Annotated in this window: 21 protein-coding genes; 14 read left to right on the forward strand and 7 right to left on the reverse strand. The window is 33.4% G+C overall.

Annotated elements, in window-relative coordinates:
• Window positions 1–6: 6 nt before the first annotated feature.
• The 5 genes from AC1DVP_RS04560 to AC1DVP_RS04580 form a co-directional block, all read right to left on the reverse strand.
• Window positions 7–2,751, reverse strand: a complete 2,745-nt coding sequence (locus AC1DVP_RS04560; RefSeq protein ID WP_477182359.1) for a BamA/OMP85 family outer membrane protein — start codon at window positions 2,749–2,751, stop codon at window positions 7–9.
• A complete protein-coding gene (locus tag AC1DVP_RS04565; protein WP_477182360.1) occupies window positions 2,684–3,421 on the reverse strand; it encodes an isoprenyl transferase in 738 nt (245 codons plus the stop codon). The genes AC1DVP_RS04560 and AC1DVP_RS04565 overlap by 68 nt, the downstream gene beginning before the upstream one ends.
• A gap of 6 nt (window positions 3,422–3,427) precedes the next feature.
• Entirely contained in the window at window positions 3,428–4,111 is a 684-nt protein-coding gene (gene porG, locus AC1DVP_RS04570; protein ID WP_477182361.1) for a type IX secretion system protein PorG, read from the reverse strand.
• Window positions 4,112–4,261: 150 nt separating this feature from the next.
• Window positions 4,262–5,146, reverse strand: coding sequence for an NAD kinase (locus tag AC1DVP_RS04575; protein ID WP_477182362.1), 885 nt, complete (start codon window positions 5,144–5,146; stop codon window positions 4,262–4,264).
• 52 nt (window positions 5,147–5,198) lie between these two features.
• Window positions 5,199–5,858 carry a CBS domain-containing protein gene (locus AC1DVP_RS04580; protein ID WP_477182363.1) on the reverse strand — a complete coding sequence of 220 codons (660 nt, stop codon included), beginning with the start codon at window positions 5,856–5,858 and terminating at the stop codon, window positions 5,199–5,201.
• Window positions 5,859–5,969: 111 nt separating this feature from the next.
• Between AC1DVP_RS04580 and AC1DVP_RS04585 the strand changes: the two genes are divergently transcribed.
• The 5 genes from AC1DVP_RS04585 (at window position 5,970) to AC1DVP_RS04605 (ending at window position 9,395) form a co-directional block, all read left to right on the forward strand.
• Window positions 5,970–6,683 (forward strand): pyridoxine 5'-phosphate synthase, encoded by a 714-nt coding sequence (locus AC1DVP_RS04585; protein ID WP_477182364.1) that lies wholly within the window; start codon window positions 5,970–5,972, stop codon window positions 6,681–6,683.
• Between the two features lie 53 nt (window positions 6,684–6,736).
• Window positions 6,737–7,498, forward strand: coding sequence for an alpha/beta fold hydrolase (locus AC1DVP_RS04590; protein ID WP_477182365.1), 762 nt, complete (start codon window positions 6,737–6,739; stop codon window positions 7,496–7,498).
• A 55-nt stretch (window positions 7,499–7,553) separates the two neighbouring features.
• Window positions 7,554–7,898: a phage holin family protein gene (locus tag AC1DVP_RS04595; RefSeq protein ID WP_100432106.1), complete on the forward strand. Its 345-nt coding sequence runs from the start codon at window positions 7,554–7,556 to the stop codon at window positions 7,896–7,898.
• 216 nt (window positions 7,899–8,114) lie between these two features.
• Window positions 8,115–8,459 (forward strand): heavy metal-binding domain-containing protein, encoded by a 345-nt coding sequence (locus tag AC1DVP_RS04600; protein WP_477182366.1) that lies wholly within the window; start codon window positions 8,115–8,117, stop codon window positions 8,457–8,459.
• A gap of 111 nt (window positions 8,460–8,570) precedes the next feature.
• Entirely contained in the window at window positions 8,571–9,395 is an 825-nt protein-coding gene (locus AC1DVP_RS04605) for an MOSC domain-containing protein (protein WP_477182367.1), read from the forward strand.
• 767 nt (window positions 9,396–10,162) lie between these two features.
• On the opposite strand, the gene AC1DVP_RS04610 is transcribed toward AC1DVP_RS04605, so the two are convergent.
• The gene (locus AC1DVP_RS04610; protein WP_477182368.1) at window positions 10,163–10,471 is read right to left on the reverse strand and encodes a hypothetical protein; all 309 of its coding nucleotides are present in this window, start codon (window positions 10,469–10,471) and stop codon (window positions 10,163–10,165) included.
• Between the two features lie 340 nt (window positions 10,472–10,811).
• Here AC1DVP_RS04610 and AC1DVP_RS04615 point away from each other — a divergent pair, with 340 nt between their 5' ends.
• From AC1DVP_RS04615 to AC1DVP_RS04655, 9 genes are all read left to right on the forward strand, one after another.
• Complete coding sequence (locus AC1DVP_RS04615) at window positions 10,812–12,137, forward strand: trigger factor (protein WP_477182369.1); 1,326 nt, start codon at window positions 10,812–10,814, stop codon at window positions 12,135–12,137.
• Window positions 12,138–12,464: 327 nt separating this feature from the next.
• Window positions 12,465–13,139, forward strand: a complete 675-nt coding sequence (gene clpP / locus AC1DVP_RS04620; protein ID WP_219316158.1) for an ATP-dependent Clp endopeptidase proteolytic subunit ClpP — start codon at window positions 12,465–12,467, stop codon at window positions 13,137–13,139.
• A 77-nt stretch (window positions 13,140–13,216) separates the two neighbouring features.
• Window positions 13,217–14,449, forward strand: coding sequence for an ATP-dependent Clp protease ATP-binding subunit ClpX (clpX, locus tag AC1DVP_RS04625; RefSeq protein ID WP_194641850.1), 1,233 nt, complete (start codon window positions 13,217–13,219; stop codon window positions 14,447–14,449).
• A 119-nt stretch (window positions 14,450–14,568) separates the two neighbouring features.
• Window positions 14,569–14,973 carry an SRPBCC family protein gene (locus AC1DVP_RS04630; protein WP_100432097.1) on the forward strand — a complete coding sequence of 135 codons (405 nt, stop codon included), beginning with the start codon at window positions 14,569–14,571 and terminating at the stop codon, window positions 14,971–14,973.
• A gap of 171 nt (window positions 14,974–15,144) precedes the next feature.
• On the forward strand, window positions 15,145–15,402 hold the full coding sequence (locus AC1DVP_RS04635) for a VOC family protein (protein WP_477182370.1): 258 nt from the start codon (window positions 15,145–15,147) through the stop codon (window positions 15,400–15,402).
• A 5-nt stretch (window positions 15,403–15,407) separates the two neighbouring features.
• Entirely contained in the window at window positions 15,408–15,683 is a 276-nt protein-coding gene (locus AC1DVP_RS04640; RefSeq protein ID WP_477182371.1) for an SRPBCC domain-containing protein, read from the forward strand.
• A 21-nt stretch (window positions 15,684–15,704) separates the two neighbouring features.
• Window positions 15,705–15,848, forward strand: a complete 144-nt coding sequence (locus AC1DVP_RS04645; RefSeq protein WP_477182372.1) for a hypothetical protein — start codon at window positions 15,705–15,707, stop codon at window positions 15,846–15,848.
• 79 nt (window positions 15,849–15,927) lie between these two features.
• Window positions 15,928–16,362, forward strand: coding sequence for a VOC family protein (locus AC1DVP_RS04650; RefSeq protein WP_477182373.1), 435 nt, complete (start codon window positions 15,928–15,930; stop codon window positions 16,360–16,362).
• A 12-nt stretch (window positions 16,363–16,374) separates the two neighbouring features.
• Window positions 16,375–16,911 carry an SRPBCC family protein gene (locus AC1DVP_RS04655; protein ID WP_477182374.1) on the forward strand — a complete coding sequence of 179 codons (537 nt, stop codon included), beginning with the start codon at window positions 16,375–16,377 and terminating at the stop codon, window positions 16,909–16,911.
• A gap of 225 nt (window positions 16,912–17,136) precedes the next feature.
• Here the strand turns inward: AC1DVP_RS04655 and AC1DVP_RS04660 are convergent, their stop codons facing one another.
• Window positions 17,137–19,353 carry a TonB-dependent receptor domain-containing protein gene (locus tag AC1DVP_RS04660; protein WP_477182375.1) on the reverse strand — a complete coding sequence of 739 codons (2,217 nt, stop codon included), beginning with the start codon at window positions 19,351–19,353 and terminating at the stop codon, window positions 17,137–17,139.
• Window positions 19,354–19,366 lie beyond the last annotated feature (13 nt).

A 19,366-nucleotide genomic window follows, 5' to 3' on the forward strand; every position in this document is an offset into this window, starting at 1 on the left:
ATTCATTTAAAACTGTTGCCCTATTATGAAATGCGTTTGCCATCCGCTTGGTTTTATAGCTCCGGGAACTGTGTCATATCCGTAACCAAAATCAATACCTAATAAACCAAAGGCAGGCATAAATACTCTTAATCCAACGCCTGTAGAACGATTTAAATTGAACGGATCGTAATCAGATAATTTTGCATACGCCTGTCCTGCTTCTGCAAATGCTAAAGCATAGATAGAAGCAGAAGCTTTTAGAGTAATCGGGTAACGCATTTCTAATGAGAATTTATTATAAATGGTTGCTCCATAAGATTGTCCGCTTGAATTTGCAGGCGTTAATGATCCGTTTTCATACCCTCTTAATCCTATGTTTTGTCTTCCGTCTATAGAACTTCCAGCCATACCGTCTCCTCCTAAATAATATCTTTCAAAAGGAATAATGCCTCGATCTTGATTGTATGCTCCTAAAAATCCAAAATTCACTAAACTGCGTAATACTAATTTTTTATATAAAGTAGTATACCAATCTCCCGTAAATTGAACTTTATAGTATTCTAACCATTTGTATTTTTCCTGATCTACTTTTCCAGGATCGGCAACCGCATCTTTATAATTGTCTACTTTATTTGCAACAGTTGTTCCAGATGAAGGTAATTTGTCTAAATAATCTCCAGCATTTACAACTCGGTCATTATTATCTACATAAGAAGTTCCAGAGTAAATATACTTGTATTTTTGCTTTTCTCCTAATGTTGCATAATCAATTCCATTGAAAAGAGAATATGGAAGTGTGAATTCTCCAGTTATTCCAAATTCAGCACCATAAGTTGGGAATATAGGATTGAGTCCTTTGTTATTTCGCGTTAAACCTACATTGTAGGATAAGTTTTTAGAGCTTCCATTGGCAAATGTAAATAATCCATAATAGTAATTATGCAAATCGTATTGCTGGAATCTAAGCGATTGGGAAAGAGTGAAAAAATCATCAGGAACAGTCAGCCTTTTTGCCATACCTACAGATAATGACATAATGTTGATGTATTTTGATTTGTCAATTCTTTGCGTTTGATAATTAGAGCTGTATTGTTGGCTAAAAGCAAATGAACTGCTAAATGAAACTGGTCTTTTTCCTCCAAACCAAGGCTCAGAAAAAGATAAACTATAGGTTTTATAATAAGAACTTGCTTGTAAACGCAATGCTACTTTTTGTCCGTCTCCCATTGGTAGAGGACGATAAGCATCTTTATTAAACATGTTTTTGGCCGAAAAGTTATTGAATGACAATCCTAAAGTCCCTACAAAACCACCTCCGCCATATCCTCCTTGAAGTTCAATTTGGCTGGCTCCTTTTTCTACAACATTGTATTCAATATCGACAGTTCCGGCACCAGAATCAACATTTTTGAATTTTGGATCAATTTTTTCAGGATCAAAAAATCCTAATTGGCCAATCTCTCTAATGGTTCTAACTAATTCTGCTTTATTGTATTTTTCTCCTGGTTTTGTTCTTAACTCACGATAAATAACTTCATCATTTGTCTTGTCATTTCCTACAACAGTAATTTTGTTGAAGTAGGCAATTGGACCTTCAGTAATTCGGATTTCAAAATCGATTTTATTATCTGTAGTTTTGGTTTCTACAGCATTAATGTTTGAGAATAAATATCCGTTATTTTGGTATAAATTGGTCATGTCTTCGCCATCTGGTTTTGACTTATCTGCAATTCTTTCCTGCAATAGTACCCCGTTATATACATCTCCGGTATTAATGCCAAGCATGCTTCTTAAACCTTCATCTGAATATACCGTATTACCTATGAACTTAATATTTCCAAAATAATATTTAAGCCCTTCCTCAACTTTTATTTTAATGTAAATTGCGTTTTTTTGTTCATTATAAGCAACAGAGTCACTTACGATACGGGCATCACGATACCCAATTTTTTTATAGTTGTTAACTATTTTTTCTAAGTCTTCTTGGTATTTGTCTTCGATATATTTTGATCTCTTTAAAAAGTTAAGGGAGTTTTTAACTTTTGTGTTCTTCATTGAACCCAAAAGTTTTTTGCTTGGAACTTCCTTATTTCCTTCAAAAACGATTTTGTATACTTTTATTTTGTCGCCAACATCTACTTTTACGAGCATGTTTACTTCATTGGACTTTAAGGTGTCTCGAGTTGTCGTTATATGAACTTTTGTATTGAAAAAACCATCTTTCTTGTATTTTTTCTCAATGTAATTTTTGGTAGTCGTAATTAAATTCTCGGTTACAATCTTACCGTTAGTAAGGCCATTGTCCTTAATAAAACTTTCGGTTTTGCTTTTAGATACTCCAACAAATTTTACTTGATTTATTTTAGGTAATTCCTTGATGTTTAAGTCTAAGAAAATGCTGTCGTTTTCTATTCTGTTTATATAAAAAGAGATCTCATCAAAAAGACCAAGTTTTCCTAATTTTTTTATGGAACTGCTGATTTGTTCACCAGGAATTGTTATTTCTTGTCCTTTCTCTAAGCCAGCAAATGTAACAACAGTTTGTGGATTGAAACTAATATCTCCAACAACTTTTACATCTCCTAATATGTATTTTTTACCTTGGTCAAATGGCACTCTGTCCTGTGCTTTAATTTGGGTAAAAGTTCCTAATATTATAAAGGTAAGGACTAGTTTTATGCTTTTATGTAACACTAAAAAATTATTTAATTTGTTCGCTTGTTTTTCCAAATCGACGTTCTCTTTTTTGATAACTAATGATAGCTTCATGTAAATCTTCTTCTTTAAAGTCAGGCCATAACACATCAGTAAAATATAATTCTGAATACGCTATCTGCCATAACATAAAGTTACTTATTCTATGTTCACCACCAGTCCTTATTAATAAATCTACATCAGGTAAATTATGCGTGTAAAGATGCTCATTAATAATTGAATCGTCAATAGTGTCTATTGAAATTATATTATTTTTAACTTTATTGCTTATTTCTTTTATTAGATGTGTTAATTCTTCTCTAGATCCATAGCTTAAAGCTAGGGTCAATGTCATTTTAGTATTTTCTTTAGTTTTGTCAATACAATCAAATATTACTTTTTGAGCGGCTAAGGGCAGTTTGTCTATATTCCCAATAGCATTCATTTTAATGTTATTTTCCAGCATTGATTTGAGCTCCTTCTTTAATGATCGCACTAATACTTTCATTAAAGCCTCTACTTCATATTTAGGTCTGTTCCAGTTTTCGGTAGAAAAAGTATAAAGCGTTAGGTGTTTAATGCCTAAATTGGAGCATTCTTCTATGATTTTTGTTAAAGATTCTGAGCCACTCTCGTGTCCAATTGTTCTCAGGAATCCTTGCTGTTTTGCCCAACGGCCATTTCCGTCCATGATAATGGCTAGGTGATTGGGAATATTATCTGTATTTATTTCGTTTTTTAACATCTTTTTTTAATATGCACAGTAACATGGTTTTTGTCCAAAAGTATAAGTTAATGTCATACCCGTGAAGACATACCAATCATTATTATTTAAATTTCCAAATTTTGGCAAATTGTTATCACTAGGATTACTGCCGTCAATATTGTCTGTAAATGTATATCTTGCTCCTGCTTCTAACCCTAAAATAAAACTCCTTGACAAATTAGTTTTAACACCTAAGGTTATCGGTATTGCAATCGTACTCTTTGAATTGTTTTTTTTTGTTTCTCCTGATCCTGACTCTATATATAGGTTGTCATAAAAAAAATAGCTTAAGCCTGTATATACATAAGGAGTGAATTTTGGTCTTTCCTGATGTAGATTAAAATCAAAAAAATTAAATTCTAATCCAGCTGATAATTCTTTTAAGTTATTAGTAAAGCCATATCTTCTATTGTAACGGCCGGGTTCTTTTGAGTCACTGTCATTGCCTGAAATTTGTGACTGGGTATACGAAAATCTATACGCATGCCTTGGGCTTCTGTTCCATTTGTACAGAATTCCAAAAGCAGGTTCATTTGGGGCAATATAAGTTGTTGAGCCTACATCTCCTATATAATTGCTGCCCCCAAGAAAAACTCCAATTTCATGAATTTGCGCATGAATGGAATTAAACGTAAAAAAGCATAAAAAAGAAATGAAAATTTTGCTCATAAAATTAATAAGTTGCCTGCAAATATAATAATAATCAATAGTATTCAGCACGCATCTGCTGAATACTGTCTTTTTTTAGACGAGATCTCTTTTTTAGGATACGAATCTCGTAATAGTAACGATAAAACTGATAAATTGGTATGTGGTTTTTTAATTCCTTCTGTCCTCGCCCCAAAGCAGTTTTGTTCTCAGAGTTTTAAAGAATGTTTCCCCTGGAATTTCAACCATATTTATTTCAAAGTCAGTTTTTTTTATGCATAAAACAGAATCATTTTTAACACTCATAATTCTTGAATCCAAAGAGACTAAATATTGTTCTTCTCTGCCAGATACTTTTAATCTGATTTCGGTCGTGTCTGGAACGACCAAAGGTCTTGCATTTAAATTATGAGGGGCAATAGGTGTAATAACAAGGCTTTTTACATCAGGAGTTAAAATTGGACCGCCACAGCTTAAAGAGTAACCAGTGGTTCCTGTAGGAGTGGCAATAATTAGGCCGTCTGCCCAGTACGAATTTAAAAACTCATCATTCAGATACGTGTCTATTGTTATCATAGATGTAGTGTCTTTCCGGCTGACCGATATTTCGTTCAGAGCAAAATTAAGTCCTTCGATAGCTATGTTTTCTGGTAAACAGCTTATGCTTAATAGGGTTCTTTTTGAGATTTTATATTTTTTGTCGATAACAATCTGCATGAAAGCTGCTATGTTTTCTTTTTGTACGGTTGCCAAAAAACCTAATCTGCCTGCATTTATTCCTAATATTGGAATTCCGGAATTCCGTACAAGTGTTACTGCTCTTAACATCGTTCCATCACCTCCTATACTGATTAGCATGTCAAAACTGGAATCTAAAACATCATGCGAGGAAAAAGTTTTGTATTCTTTTTCGATGATTTTTTTTTCATACAGCATGTTTAAGAAATCGGATTCAATGGCCATTTCTACATTATTATTATTGAAAAACACAAAAATGTCTTTTATAATTGGTTCTGTGCTTACCAAATAATATTGGCCATAAATAGCTACTTTCATTTTTTTTGATATTTTGTTGTTTGTTATTGATTTGGGGGTTTATATTCAATAACTACATATTCAAATATTTATCTAAATAATCTGAACGTTCCTTCAAGCTGTTAATGTAATTGTCTTCGTTATGTTCCGAAAGGATATTATAATTGTATCTTCTGAAAGTTTGAATGATTTCGTTTAATGAACCAACACTTATTTTAAGAGTAACTTCGGTGGTGTTTACATCTGAATTTGAAATAAAAAGACCTAAAAGTTTGCCATTATTGCTTTCTACAATTTGTGCAATTTGGCTCATCGAATAGTCTATAGTGTTTTTGCTTACTATGATAATGACTCCTTGTTCTTTTAAAAAAGTGGTTTCATGAAAAAATTTAATAACATCTTGAATTTCATAATATCCGATATATTTATTGTTTTCATCTAAAATTGGAACCAAATTAGTGCGATTTTTAGCAAATACCTCTAGAACATCTAACCAAATCATATTGGTTCGGGCAAAAAAATGTTCAAGTGCATATCTGTATTCAGTAACTTTTTTGTCACTGTCAAAAGTTTCAATATCATCGGCGGCAATGCTTCCAATAAAAATTCCTTCTTCAATAATTGGAAAATGAGAAAAAGTCAGATCATCAAAAAAATCTTGAACTGCCCCAATAGTTTCTTGGGTGTCAATCGCCTTGTAGTCGTTAGTAATGTAATCTTTTAAATCATTCATAAGTTTTGCTCAATAAACGACGCAAAATAATCAAAAATATGCTAAATATGCTACCTTTTACTTTGTATTTTTGTCATTTCAAAATAATATATTCGATTAATACTTTTTTCTATGACAAAACTTAGCGTTAATATAAATAAAATTGCCACTTTGCGTAATGCCCGTGGCGGAAATGTCCCTGATTTGCTTAAAGTGGCTACTGATATTCAGAATTTTGGAGCTCAGGGGATCACGATTCATCCGAGGCCGGATGAGCGCCATATTCGTTATCAGGATGCACGAGATTTAAAATCGATAGTTTATACTGAATATAATATAGAGGGAAATCCACAGCATAATTTTATTGATTTAGTTTTAGAATGTAAACCAGATCAGGTAACCTTAGTTCCTGATGCCATTGGGGCAATTACTTCTTCTGCGGGATGGGATACTATAAAAAATCAATCATATTTAGCCGAAGTTATTCAGGAATTTCAACGAAACGGAATTAGAACTTCCATTTTTGTTGATCCAATTCTTGAAATGATTGAAGGAGCCAAAAAAACAGGGACGGACAGAATTGAATTATATACAGAAGCGTTTGCACATCAGTATAGTTTGGGAAATGAAAAGGGGATTGATTCTTATGTTAAATCATCAGTTTTGGCAAATGAATTAGGTTTAGGCATTAATGCAGGACATGATTTGAGTTTGGATAATATTGCGTTTTTTAAACAAAATATTCCAGGACTATTAGAAGTTTCCATTGGACATGCTCTTATTTCCGAAGCGATTTACCTTGGTTTGGATAATGTTGTAAATATGTATCTGCAAAAATTAAAATAGTTTTTCAATTATTATTGAATTAGAATCTAATCTAAATTCTAAAAAAAATCACAATGCTCTACTCAAATATAGAAGGTTCTGGGAAACCTTTAGTCATAATCCACGGTTTTCTTGGGATGTCCGATAATTGGAAAACATTAGGGACACAATTTGTAGCCGATGGGTTTCAGGTTCATTTATTAGATTTACGCAATCATGGGCGCAGTTTTCATTCGGATGATTTCAGTTATGAAGTCATGGTTCAGGATGTTTTGGATTATTGCCAAGTAAATAGTCTTGAATCTATCGATGTTATTGGTCATTCTATGGGAGGGAAAACCGCCATGCTTTTGGCAACGTCTTATCCTGATTTAGTTGACAAATTGATAGTGGCAGATATTGGTCCAAAATATTATGCTCCTCATCATCAGGATATTTTAACTGGTTTAAATGCGGTTGATTTTTCGGTTAAACCAAGCAGGAATGAAGTTGAAGAAATACTGAAAAATCATATACCTGATTTTGGAACACGTCAATTCCTGATGAAAAGTTTGTACTGGCAAGAATCTGGGCAACTGGCTTTCCGATTTAATTTGGGTGTTTTTAATAAGAAAATAGAAGAAATAGGCAAAGCATTAGCTCCTGATTTGTTTTTTGAAAAACCGACACTTTTCATTCGGGGAGGAAGTTCTAATTATATTCTTGATAGCGATTTTGGAGGTATCGAAAAACATTTTCCAGTTTCAGCAGTAGTAACTATTCCTAATGCTGGACATTGGCTGCATGCCGAAAACCCTAAGATGTTTTATGAATTTGTAAGTGATTTTTTAAAATAACTTAGTAATATATAGAATTTTTATTATATTTATAAAAAATTTAAAACATGTAGTTATGAATTTAATTTTGAGAATAATTATCACCGCAGGATTAGTTTTTGTGATTGCTCATTTTTTGCCGGGTGTTCATGTAGCTGGCCCATTTACAGCAATGGTAGTAGCAGTTGTTTTGGGTTTGCTTAATATTTTTATTAAACCAATAATGGTATTGTTGACTTTACCTTTTACTATAGTGACTTTAGGGTTATTCTTGTTGGTGATAAACGCTTTGGTCATAGTACTCTGTACCAAAATTGTTGGTGGTTTTACGGTAGATACTTTTTGGGTAGCGATGTTTTTTAGTATAATATTATCTATATCCCAGTCAATTGCTTATTCAGTTATAGGAGGCAATAAATAGATAGCGATTTGTCGGTTGCATTATTGCTTATAACATTGCAGATGTTGTAGCTTTGTTGAAAATCTCAATTGAATTAAAAAATGAAATAGTCATATAAATTAAAGCTGTATTTGGATTCTTTATGGAAGCCAAATACAGCTTTTTCTTTTTAAAAAGTCTTTTAAATTATGGTGATAATATTTCAGAAATTTTAATAACATAAAACAAATAAAAATTATGAAAACATTAATTATTGTATTAACACTATTTTTTACAATGGGTAGTGTTGTGGCTCAAACAGCTCCTGTTACTCCTAAGAAAGAAGTTCAAAAAACAATGTACACTTGTCCAATGCACTCAAAAGTGCTAAGTGAGAAAAAAGGAAAGTGTCCTGAATGTGGAATGGATTTAGTAGTAAGCAAAGAGATAATACATAAAACAGAGACAAAAGAAACTCAAGCTGTTAAAGCTGTAAAAAGTAAATATGTTTGCACTATGGATGGATCTGTGTCTGATAAACCTGGTAAATGCCCAAAATGCGGAATGGCAATGACAGAAAGAAAACCTGAAAAAAGTAAATAAATAATTATAGCAGTTTATTTAACAGCCTTTATAACAAGGCTGTTTTTTTGTGAGTTATATCAAGAATGGTTAAGTTTTTATTTTTTGTAGTTTTGAAAAAAATATAATGTTATGCTGAAACTTTCGGAAATCTGGGTTTATCCTGTAAAATCATTAGGCGGAATTCAATTACAGGAGTCCAAAGTTACAGATCGTGGATTGGAATTGGACCGCCGTTGGCTTTTGGTAGATGATAATGGACGATTTCTGTCACAACGGGAATATCCTGAATTGGCTCTTTTTAAGCCAGAAATTGCGGGTGATTTTTTGAGAATTACACAACGGGTACTTTTGGAATCAATTGATATTCCGCTTCATCCTGTTTTTTCGGATACAACTTCTAAAATTGAAGTTACAGTTTGGGATGATACGATTGAGGCGTGTGAAGTAAGTGAAACGATTACTGGCTGGTTTACAAAACTTTTGGGATTTTCCGTGCGGCTGGTGCATATGCCTGACGAGAGCGAACGAAAATTGGATGCGCGATATGCGATTACAGGTGATGAAATCACTTCATTTTCTGATGCTTATCCTTTTTTGATTATAGGTCAGGCTTCGTTGGATGATTTGAATGGACGATTGGCAGTTCAGGTTCCAATGAACCGTTTTCGGCCAAATTTTGTTTTTACTAATGGGGAGGCTTTTGAAGAAGATGCTTGGAGAGAATTTAAAATTGGAAACGTTTCTTTTGTTGGTGTGAAGCCTTGTGATCGTTGTGTGATGACCACAGTTGACCAAGAAAAAGGTGTTGTTTCAGGAAAAGATCCTTTGAAAACTTTGGCCAAATATAGAAATTTTGGCAATAAAGTTTTGTTTGGCCAAAATGTTATTGGACTGGGACTGGGTACGGTTAATGTTGGCGATGCTATTGTAGTTTTGAGTCAAAATAAATTGTAACCGCCAAGTGCGCAAGGTTTTTTTCTTTGCGGACTTAACGGTTTTTTTGAATTAAAACAAATTAGTCTTTTTTATGTTGCTGTTCTGTGTGATTTTGGTTTTTGACAGTCATATTATCTCTTGTGTTCATTCCGTTTGACATTCCGATCATGAACGCTGTAATAATTATCATGATTTTTCTTTTTAACCAATGAGTCGTTTGTTTGGACTTCTCCAAACGTGTTTTGTTATTGTTTTTATACATTTTGTAAATGATAAATGATTATACATTTTTTATCATCGCTATGCATTGAGAATGCATAAATGCTTAGAAATAAATTTTCTAGGCTATGTATAAATTAGAATAGTGGTTGCTTGACGTGATTATTTTACTCAAAAAAACGTGTAGAGCTTTCGCAGCACTTATATTTTGATAAAGTATAATTCGTAGTTTTAGAAGTATCCGAGTTTGAATACTGTAAGCATCTTGAAATTTGAGGTATGCAAAAAGTATTGGTGATCCAATTCTTTCTGCTGAATTTTTCTGATGGAATTGGTATAATTTGGCAGAGGCATGAGTAAATTCATTTTGAGTATTAACGTATGAAACTTGATAATACGCTGCTGAATTTGATTGAGAAAGTATTGTGCCATCATTTACCATCAGGCCAAATGCCAGAAAGAGAGAAATGAGATATTTTAAATGCTTAGTCAATCTTTTTAAATTTTAGAGATACTGTTTACAAATATACCTAGGTTCTTTTAAAATTTAATTCATTTTTGGTGAGTTATTTAACAAATTTTAAAAACTCTCGGGGAACTTCTAAAAATTCCTGATAACACCAACTGTTTGGACAATTGTTATTTAATTCTGAATGGGCAGCTATTCTTATCGTTATCGTTTTTTTTCCTTCGTCTGTTCCCGTGTAAGTTTCGCCTTTTTTGAAAGTTCGTTCATTTACACCAACGAAACCACCAACTGTTACGGCAGCTGAATATTCGCTAATGAATTCAAATTCTCCTTGTATGGTTTTATCATCAGAACTGCAGGAAATCAGTCCTAGAATCAGGATGAAATGGCAAATTATTTTTTTCATAATTATCTTTTTTAGTTAGATGGTTGATTTTCAAATTGGTTGCGCCAAATTACATATTGTGTTTTGTTTTTATTTGTATTCAGTAAATTTCGCTTGAAGCGGCAATCCTTAATTTGTCATGAAGCACAAACGGAATTATTAAAAAAAAGATAGTAAAAAATAGGGTTTGAAATTTTTATGCGGTATCAGGCGCTAATTATTTAAATGATTGTAATTGTGTAATAAACGTCTAAAAATCACAACAAATCACTATAAAATTCAAATTAGCAAAAAGCTTGTTTGGGTTGCAAAAATTTCATAATTTTGCAACCCAATTTTATAATGTAAATTAAAGAAGAAGATGGATATCAAAAGAGTAGCAATAGACGCTGTGAATGAAACGATTGTAATGACAGTTGTTCACATGGATTACAAAGGACAAGTAGCAAAAAGAATAAACGAAAAAATGCCTTTGGCAACTGTAAAAGGGTTTAGAAAAGGACAAGTTCCTAAAGACCTAGTTGAAAAACAATACGGTAAAGCTATCAAAAAGGAAGAGGTTAAGAAAGTAGTGGATTTGGCTTTGGAGCGTTTTGTGCAGTCTGAAAGATTGAACCTTTTGGGAACTCCTCTTGCTAAAGAGAATGAAAATTTGGATTGGGATGCTGAAGAATTGGTTTTTGAATACGAAATTGGTTTAGTGCCTCATTTTGAATTAGACCTTGAAGCTAAAAATGATATCGTAAAATATATCGTTACTGCCGATGATAAATTAATTGACGGTCAAGTTGCACGTATCCAAAAACAGTTTGGTAATGCAAATCCAGTTGAAAAAGTTACTGCTGATGCTGATATTGCTGGTACTTTTGTAAATGCAGAAAATGGAATTGATAACCAAACGACTTTCTCTTTAGATGTATTTAAAGATAAAGCGACTGCTGATTTGTTTATTGGAAAAGAAGTTGGAGATGTTGTAACAGTAAATACTAAAGGTTTGTTTCAAGACGATCATCAATTAATGGATTACTTGAAAGTAGGTCACGATAACGTACATGATTTAGCAATTGATGTTGATTTCACAATTAGCGCTATCAATGTTTCTGAGCCAGCTGAATTAAACCAAGAATTGTTCGATAAATTATTTGGAGAAGGAAATGTAGCTTCATTGGAAGATTTGAAAGCAAAAATTAAAGAAGATGCTGAAGCGCAATTTGCTCAACAAGCTGATCAAAAATTATTGGCTGATGTTCAAGAATTTTTGATTGAAAACACGAAATTCGATTTACCTTCTGAATTCTTAATCAAATGGCTGCAGACTGTTGGAGAAAAACAATTGACCCCAGAAGAAGCAATCGTAGAATATGCAAGATCTGAAAGAGGTTTGCGTTTCCAATTAATTGAAGGAAAAGCAATGGCTACAAGCAATATCCAGATTACTTTTGAAGATTTGAAAGCGTTTACAACAAATGCTATCAAACAACAAATGGCTCAGTTTGGGCAAACAAATCCAACAGACGAAGAAGTTCAAGGAATTGTGGCAAGAGTATTATCTAACCAAGAAGAAGTGAAAAGACTTTCTGACCAAGTGGTTGCAGCTAAATTGCTTGAATTATTCAAGGAAAAAGCGAATCCAACTACGAAAGAAGTGACTTACGAAGAATTTATTGCGGCTTCTTACGGAGAATAAATTAAAGTTGTAGGTAAGAAATTAGAAGTTAGATGTTGGTGTTTCTTTAATTTTAAGGAGAAACCGAATAACTTTATGGTTTTATTACAAATGCAAAACAATAAAAAATAGTTATATTTGAGCGTCAAAAGATTTTATTTTGACGCTCTTTTGTTTGAATAGGTTCTGATAAAGCGGAATTCATTTAAAGAGTGAGTGGTATTTGTCCATTAAAGAATGAAAAATGAGACAGTTTGTCACAAAAAATAAAAAGGAACAACCTTTGCTTTACGATTAAGGCAAAAAAACATTAGAAAATATACCTTATAAACTTATAAACTTTTTAAAATGGACTACGGAAAAGAATTCAAAAAATTTGCTATTAAGGGTCAAGGGGTAAATGCAATGTACTATGATAAAATAGTAGCTGCGATGAATCCAAAAAATATGACTCCTTATATTATAGAAGAGCGTCAATTGAATATTTCACAATTGGATGTTTTTTCGAGATTAATGATGGATAGAATTATTTTCCTTGGTACAGGAATTGATGACCAAATTGCTAATATTGTTCAGGCACAATTATTATTCTTGGAAAGCGCTGATGCTTCAAAGGACATTCAGATTTATTTGAATTCACCTGGAGGCAGCGTTTATGCAGGTTTAGGAATTTATGACACTATGCAGTACATCAAACCTGATGTTGCAACTATCTGTACAGGAATGGCGGCTTCTATGGGGGCTGTTCTTTTGTGTGCTGGTGCAGCGGGAAAACGTTCGGCTTTGCCACATTCAAGAGTAATGATTCATCAGCCGTCAGGAGGAGCACAAGGTGTTGCTACCGATATGGAAATCAACTTACGCGAAATGTTAAAATTGAAAGATGAGTTGTATCAAATTATTTCGCATCATTCAGGACAAACTTTTGAAAGAGTTCACAAAGACAGCGAGCGCGATTACTGGATGATTGCAGACGAAGCCAAAGAATACGGAATGATTGATGAAGTTTTAAGAAGAGGATAAATAGTTATTGGTTGATGGTTGATAGTTGTTGGTACAAACCATCAACTATCAACCATCAACTATCAACCAAATAGAGAATGGCAAAACAAGTATTACAATGTTCTTTCTGCGGAAGAAAGAAACCAGAAACCAATTTATTGATTGCAGGAATCGATGCTCACATTTGTGATAAATGTATCGAGCAAGCACACGGAATTGTTCTGGAAGAATTAAAAACAAATAGAGGTTCAAAACTGGTTGGTGATTTAATTTTAAAGAAACCAAAAGAAATTAGAGCTTTTCTGGATCAATATGTAATTGGACAGGAACAAACCAAGAAAGTAATGTCCGTTGCGGTTTACAATCACTACAAGCGTTTGATGCAACAGCAATTGGATGATGAGGTAGAGATTGAAAAAAGCAATATCATCATGGTAGGGCAAACGGGTACTGGAAAAACTCTGGTAGCCAAAACGATTGCCAAAATGCTGGATGTACCGCTTGCAATTGTTGATGCAACAGTTCTTACCGAAGCTGGTTATGTTGGGGAAGATGTAGAGAGTATTTTGACTCGTCTTTTACAAGCAGCCGATTATGATGTGACTAAAGCCGAAAGAGGAATTGTTTTCATTGATGAAATCGACAAAATTGCCCGTAAAAGCGACAATCCTTCCATTACACGTGATGTTTCGGGAGAAGGAGTACAGCAAGCTTTGTTAAAATTATTGGAAGGAACAGTGGTTAACGTACCACCCAAAGGAGGACGCAAACACCCAGACCAAAAGTTTGTTGAGGTAAACACGCAGAATATTTTGTTTATAGCCGGAGGAGCTTTTGATGGAGTGGAACGCATTATTTCAAAACGTTTGAACCGTCAGGCTGTTGGTTATTCTACATCTAAAAATGTGGATAATATTGACAAAGACAATTTGTTGCAATATATTATACCAAAAGACATCAAGGATTTTGGATTAATTCCTGAAATCATTGGACGTTTGCCTGTTTTGACTCACATGGATCCTTTGGATAGAGAAACTTTGCGTGCCATTTTGACGCAGCCAAAAAATGCTTTAATCAAGCAATATCAAAAGTTATTTTTAATGGATGAAGTTGACTTCACTATTACTGATGAAGCTTTGGATTTTATTGTAGAAAAAGCTTTGGAATACAAGTTGGGAGCTCGCGGATTGCGTTCGCTATGCGAAGCAATCTTGACAGATGCGATGTATGAATTGCCAAGTTCTGATGATAAAAAGTTGGAAATCGATATGGAATACGCTAAAGAAACTTTGAATAAAAATTTATTGAAACGTTTGGAGATAGCTTCTTAAGTTATACTAATAAATAAAATAATGCCAAAACCTGCTTTGTCTATAGAGCAGGTTTTTTTATTGTTAAAAAAGAGTTTTCTTTTAGATTATTTGTAAATTTATGAGAAAATAATTTGTTTATGATAACGGTTAAATGTAAAGTAGAAGCTTCAATCGAAGAAGTTTGGAAATTCTGGACTACTCCAGAACACATTACAAAATGGAATAATGCCTCTGAGGATTGGCACACGCCTTATGCTGAAAATGATTTGAGAGTCGGCGGAAAATTCAGGTCAACGATGGCTTCAAAAGATGGGACCATGAGTTTTGATTTTGAAGGAGAATATACAGAAGTAAAAAATCATTCCTTTATAGAGTATAAATTGGCTGACGGTCGAAAAGTTGATATTTATTTTATTGGTCTGGAGGATGGAGTAGAAATTATTGAGAGTTTCGACCCTGAAAATGAAAATTCTGAAGAGATGCAACGTGAAGGATGGCAAGCGATTTTGGATAATTTCGAAAAATATGCAGAGGGACTTTAGCATAAAAAACAATAGTGATGGCAAAACGGATTTGGCTTAATTTACCTGTAAAGAGTGTAGAAAAAGCGAAAACCTTTTTTTCTAAAATTGGTTTTGTTTTTAAAATTGAACAGGAAACAGCGTCCTCAGCATGCATGCTGGTTGGAGAATCTAATTTTGTAGTGATGCTTTTTGAAGAAAGTTTATTTGAGGGGTTTGTTCGAAAACAGATTGGTAGATACTCAAAAAAGTTCTGAAGTTTTAATTTCAATTGATGCGCAAAGTAAAGGAGAAGTTGATGAATTTGCCGCTAAAGTACGAGAAGCGGGCGGTAATGTTTTTGCAGAACCTGCCGAAAATCAAGGCTGGATGTATGGTTGTGGCTTTGCAGATTTAGATGGACATCGTTGGAACGTTTTGTATATGGACTTAACTAAATTGCCTAAATAGTAATTATGAAAACTTTACAGTTTAAAATTAATATTAATGCTCCCAAAGAAAAAGTTTGGCAAACGTTATGGGATGATAAAAGTTTTCGAGAGTGGGCTAGTGTTTTTTGTGAAGGGACTTATGCAGAAAGTAATTGGAAAGAAGGGGATGCTATTCATTTTTTGACACCAGACGGAATGGGCATGAACAGTGTTATTTTCAAAAGAACTGAAAATGAATATATGGCTTTTAAGCATTTGTCAGAGATTAAAGATTTTAAAGTATTGCCTGCTGATACATAGGAACAAGGATAGTCTGGTGCAATGGAAACGTATCGCCTGACATCTACTGAAAACGGAACTTTGCTTGAAGGTACGATGGATATGGTTGAAAAACATATTGATTACTTTGAGGAAATTTTCCCTAAAGCATTTGAAAAAATAAAAGAACTTTCAGAAAAAAAATAAACTAGATGCTAAGCCACTAAGAATCTTAGTAACTCAGAATATTGGAACTAAATAAAAACAATTTAAAACTTAAAAAATTATGGCAGCAGTTAATCCGTATTTAATTTTCAATGGAAATTGCGAGGAAGCATTTCTATTTTACAAATCTGTTTTTGGAGGGGAATTTCCATATATTGGAAAGTTTAAAGATATGCCTTCGGATGAAAACAGTCCAAAATTATCAGATGCAGACGCAAACAAAGTCATGCATGTGTGTTTGCCGATTGGTAATACCGTTTTAATGGGAAGCGACAGCAATGATGCCAGCGGTGATGTTGTTTTTGGATCGAATGTGTCGATTTCAATCAATGTAGAGAGTACTGATGAGGCCGATAGGATTTTCAACGGACTTTCAGCGGGAGGAAATCCTTTCATGCCAATGAATAAAACCTTTTGGGGTGCTTATTTTGGAATGTTTGTGGATAAATTTGGGATTCATTGGATGGTTAATTTTGATGAAAATCCTGCTAATTAAAAGACTTTAGATATGAAAGTGCTAAAATTTATAGGGATTGGAATAGTCGGGCTTATTGCTTTGCTTTTGATTGCAGCAATGATTGTTCCAAAGGATTACACGGTATCGGTGTCTACAACAATCAATAAACCGCAAGTAGTGGTTTTTGATTATGTGAAAATGATTAAAAATCAGGAAAAGTACAGTGTCTGGGTAATGAAAGATCCAAATGTGAAAATTGAATATACTGGAATTGACGGAACTGTTGGTGCCAAATCGTCTTGGGTAAGTCTGGACGATAATGTAGGTGTAGGTTCACAGCAAATCACAAAAATAACCGATAATAGAATTGATGTTGATATTCATTTTGAAAAACCGATGAAAGGTGATGATTCAGGTGCTACAATTGTGGAGGCAGTTTCTGCTAACCAGACCAAACTCACTAACGAATTCTACGGACACGCTGATTATCCTATTAATTTGATGTCTTTTATGTTCAAAGATTTTATCAAAAAGGATCAGTCTCAAAATTTAGCTAATGTGAAAAAGATTTTGGAAAGTCAACCTTAAATTTTGCCATTAAGAAATTAAGATTTATATGTCTGAATTTTTTAATGATTTTATATAAAAAAGAAGACCGTTCAAAGATGGAATTTTGAACGGTCTTCTTTTTTACATAAGCTTTACGTTTGAAGTATATCACAAAGAAGTTAAGAGAAATTCAGACTTAATTTCTTGATGGTTATAATGAGAAAAACAATGTTTTGCGTTTTCTTTTATGGTTAAACTCCAGAACTATTTCATCATTCCGCCACCACTTTTTACTTTTTCGGTTTCGATATTGGTGTTCTCATTCTGCATTTTCAAGTTTCCAAAATTATAGGTTAATGATATGCGGAACGTTCTTGAATCTTGTTTTTGTCTAAAGGAAGTATTTAAATTTTCGCCGGCAATTAATGCATTTACTTCATTTTGATTGAAAACATCAAAACAATGCAGTCCAATTTTTAAATTCTTATCCATGAAATCTCTGTTGAAGGAAATGTCAAACTGCTGAATAGGTTTGGTTATTTTGTAAATCTGCCAATTTCCGGGAGGAAGGTAGAAATACATCATGGAGTTCTTAATTTTCCAAGGTAACATAATCTGAGATTGGAATGCGTAATTAAAAATAGCTTTGTTTTTGTATGGGAAATCGTATCCTTTTATATCCGATTTGATATAGTTAAGATTTACAAAAATATAGTTCATCTCATCGATATTACCCATTCGTTTCTTAAATTCCTCTTTTCCTTTGAAGATATAATCCAACGGAATTGGAAAATTTGCATAAGCACTAAAGGTGTTAAAATGGTCAAACTGCTGATAAGTCTGATTGCTCACTGGTTCAGTTGCGTCGGCATCGGCACTGAATACAAAGAGATTATTATCTTTTGATGCGGTGTAGTTCATCCCCAACTGCACAAATTGCATCGCTGTGATTTTAAATTCATAGTTGTTCAAATACGTTGGATCTAGAAACAGATTTCCTTGCGAAGTGTTGTATTGGTCAAATGCGTTGCTGTTATTCGGGTCTAAATTATTGTAATTTGGCTGATTGATTTTTTTAGAATATGAAGCCGAAATGTTTACTTTGTCATTCACTTCATATATAGCACTGGCATTAGGGAATAAATTAGTGTTTTTGAATTTTATAGGCTCCGCTAAGGTGTTTGTGATTCGTTCTACTTGGTAATCTTCAAAACGCAGTCCAGCTGTAAAATTGAATTTCTTGATTTTTTTCCGGGCTTCGGCATAAAAGGCTAAATTGTTTTCGGAATAATCAAAATCAATACTGTTTGTTACTGAATTAGTGTAATAATTTCCAATGTCATTTACTTCCAGCACATTGAATTTTCCTCCTGTATTGATCGAAAAATCCATTTTTTTGAACGGAATCGCAAAGTCATATTTCAGGTAATAATTTTTTAAATCAAAATTAAGATTACTATTAGCAAATGAGCCTGAATTGGAAATATTATCAATGGCATTTGATTCTGTAATTGGTTTTTTGTCAAATAAATTACTGAATGCTGTGATGTCAAGCGTTCTTCCTACAGTGTCAAGTTTGGTTTTGTATTGTAAACTGATTTCGTGATTGTTATTTTTGTTTTTAGTTGTTCCCTGATTGAAATAATCGATATTGTCACCCATTGTTGCAGCGTCAAAAACAGATCTGTCGTTAGCGTAGTTTCCGTTGTAGTTGAATAATAAATTCGATTTTTCGGTCAGTTTGTAATTAGTTCCTAGCCTAAAATACAAGTTTCTGTTGGTGTTGACAGTAAAGTTTTCCTGCTTTAGATACTGAATAGGATTAAAAGCGGTAAATTCTTGTAAGTTGCTGGTTTTTGATTCGCTGTCAATATAATTATACCCCAGCATAGTTTGCCAGCTTAAGTCTTTTTCTTTTCCGTTTAAAAGAATCTGCGGGCTTGGTTTTTGGTATTTATTAAAATTGTAATTGATGTTAAAGCTGGCGTTAATGCCTTTCATTCTTTTGGAACTCGTAACAATATTAATTACCGAACCGCTGGAATTCGCATCAAATGAAGCGCCTGGATTGTAGATTAGCTCTACTTTTTCGATGGCATTGGCTGGTAAAGTGTTCAAGTAGTTTTGTAAATCATTGCCGGATAATGTACTTGGTGCACCATCAATATAAATGGTAACTGCTTTTCCGTTTAAAGAGATACCGCCAGTTGGAGAGGTGATTACGCCAGGTAATTTTTTTACAGCTTCAAGACTGCTGCCGCTGTTGAGCATGCCGTTGTCTTTTACACTGATTGTAGTTTTGTCTGAATCTACTTTGATGTATTTTTTTTGAGCTGTAACAGTTACTTCGTTAAGGGCATTGATTTTTTCTTTGATTGAATCTTTTTCGACTTTTGGAGAATTTTCTAGATTTGGCTCTGCTTCTTGAGCAAATATAAATGAGGTGCTAAGAAACAATAAAGCTAATACTGTTGATTTCATGAATTAAATGATT

The organism is Flavobacterium sp. P3_A6, assembly GCF_056403035.1.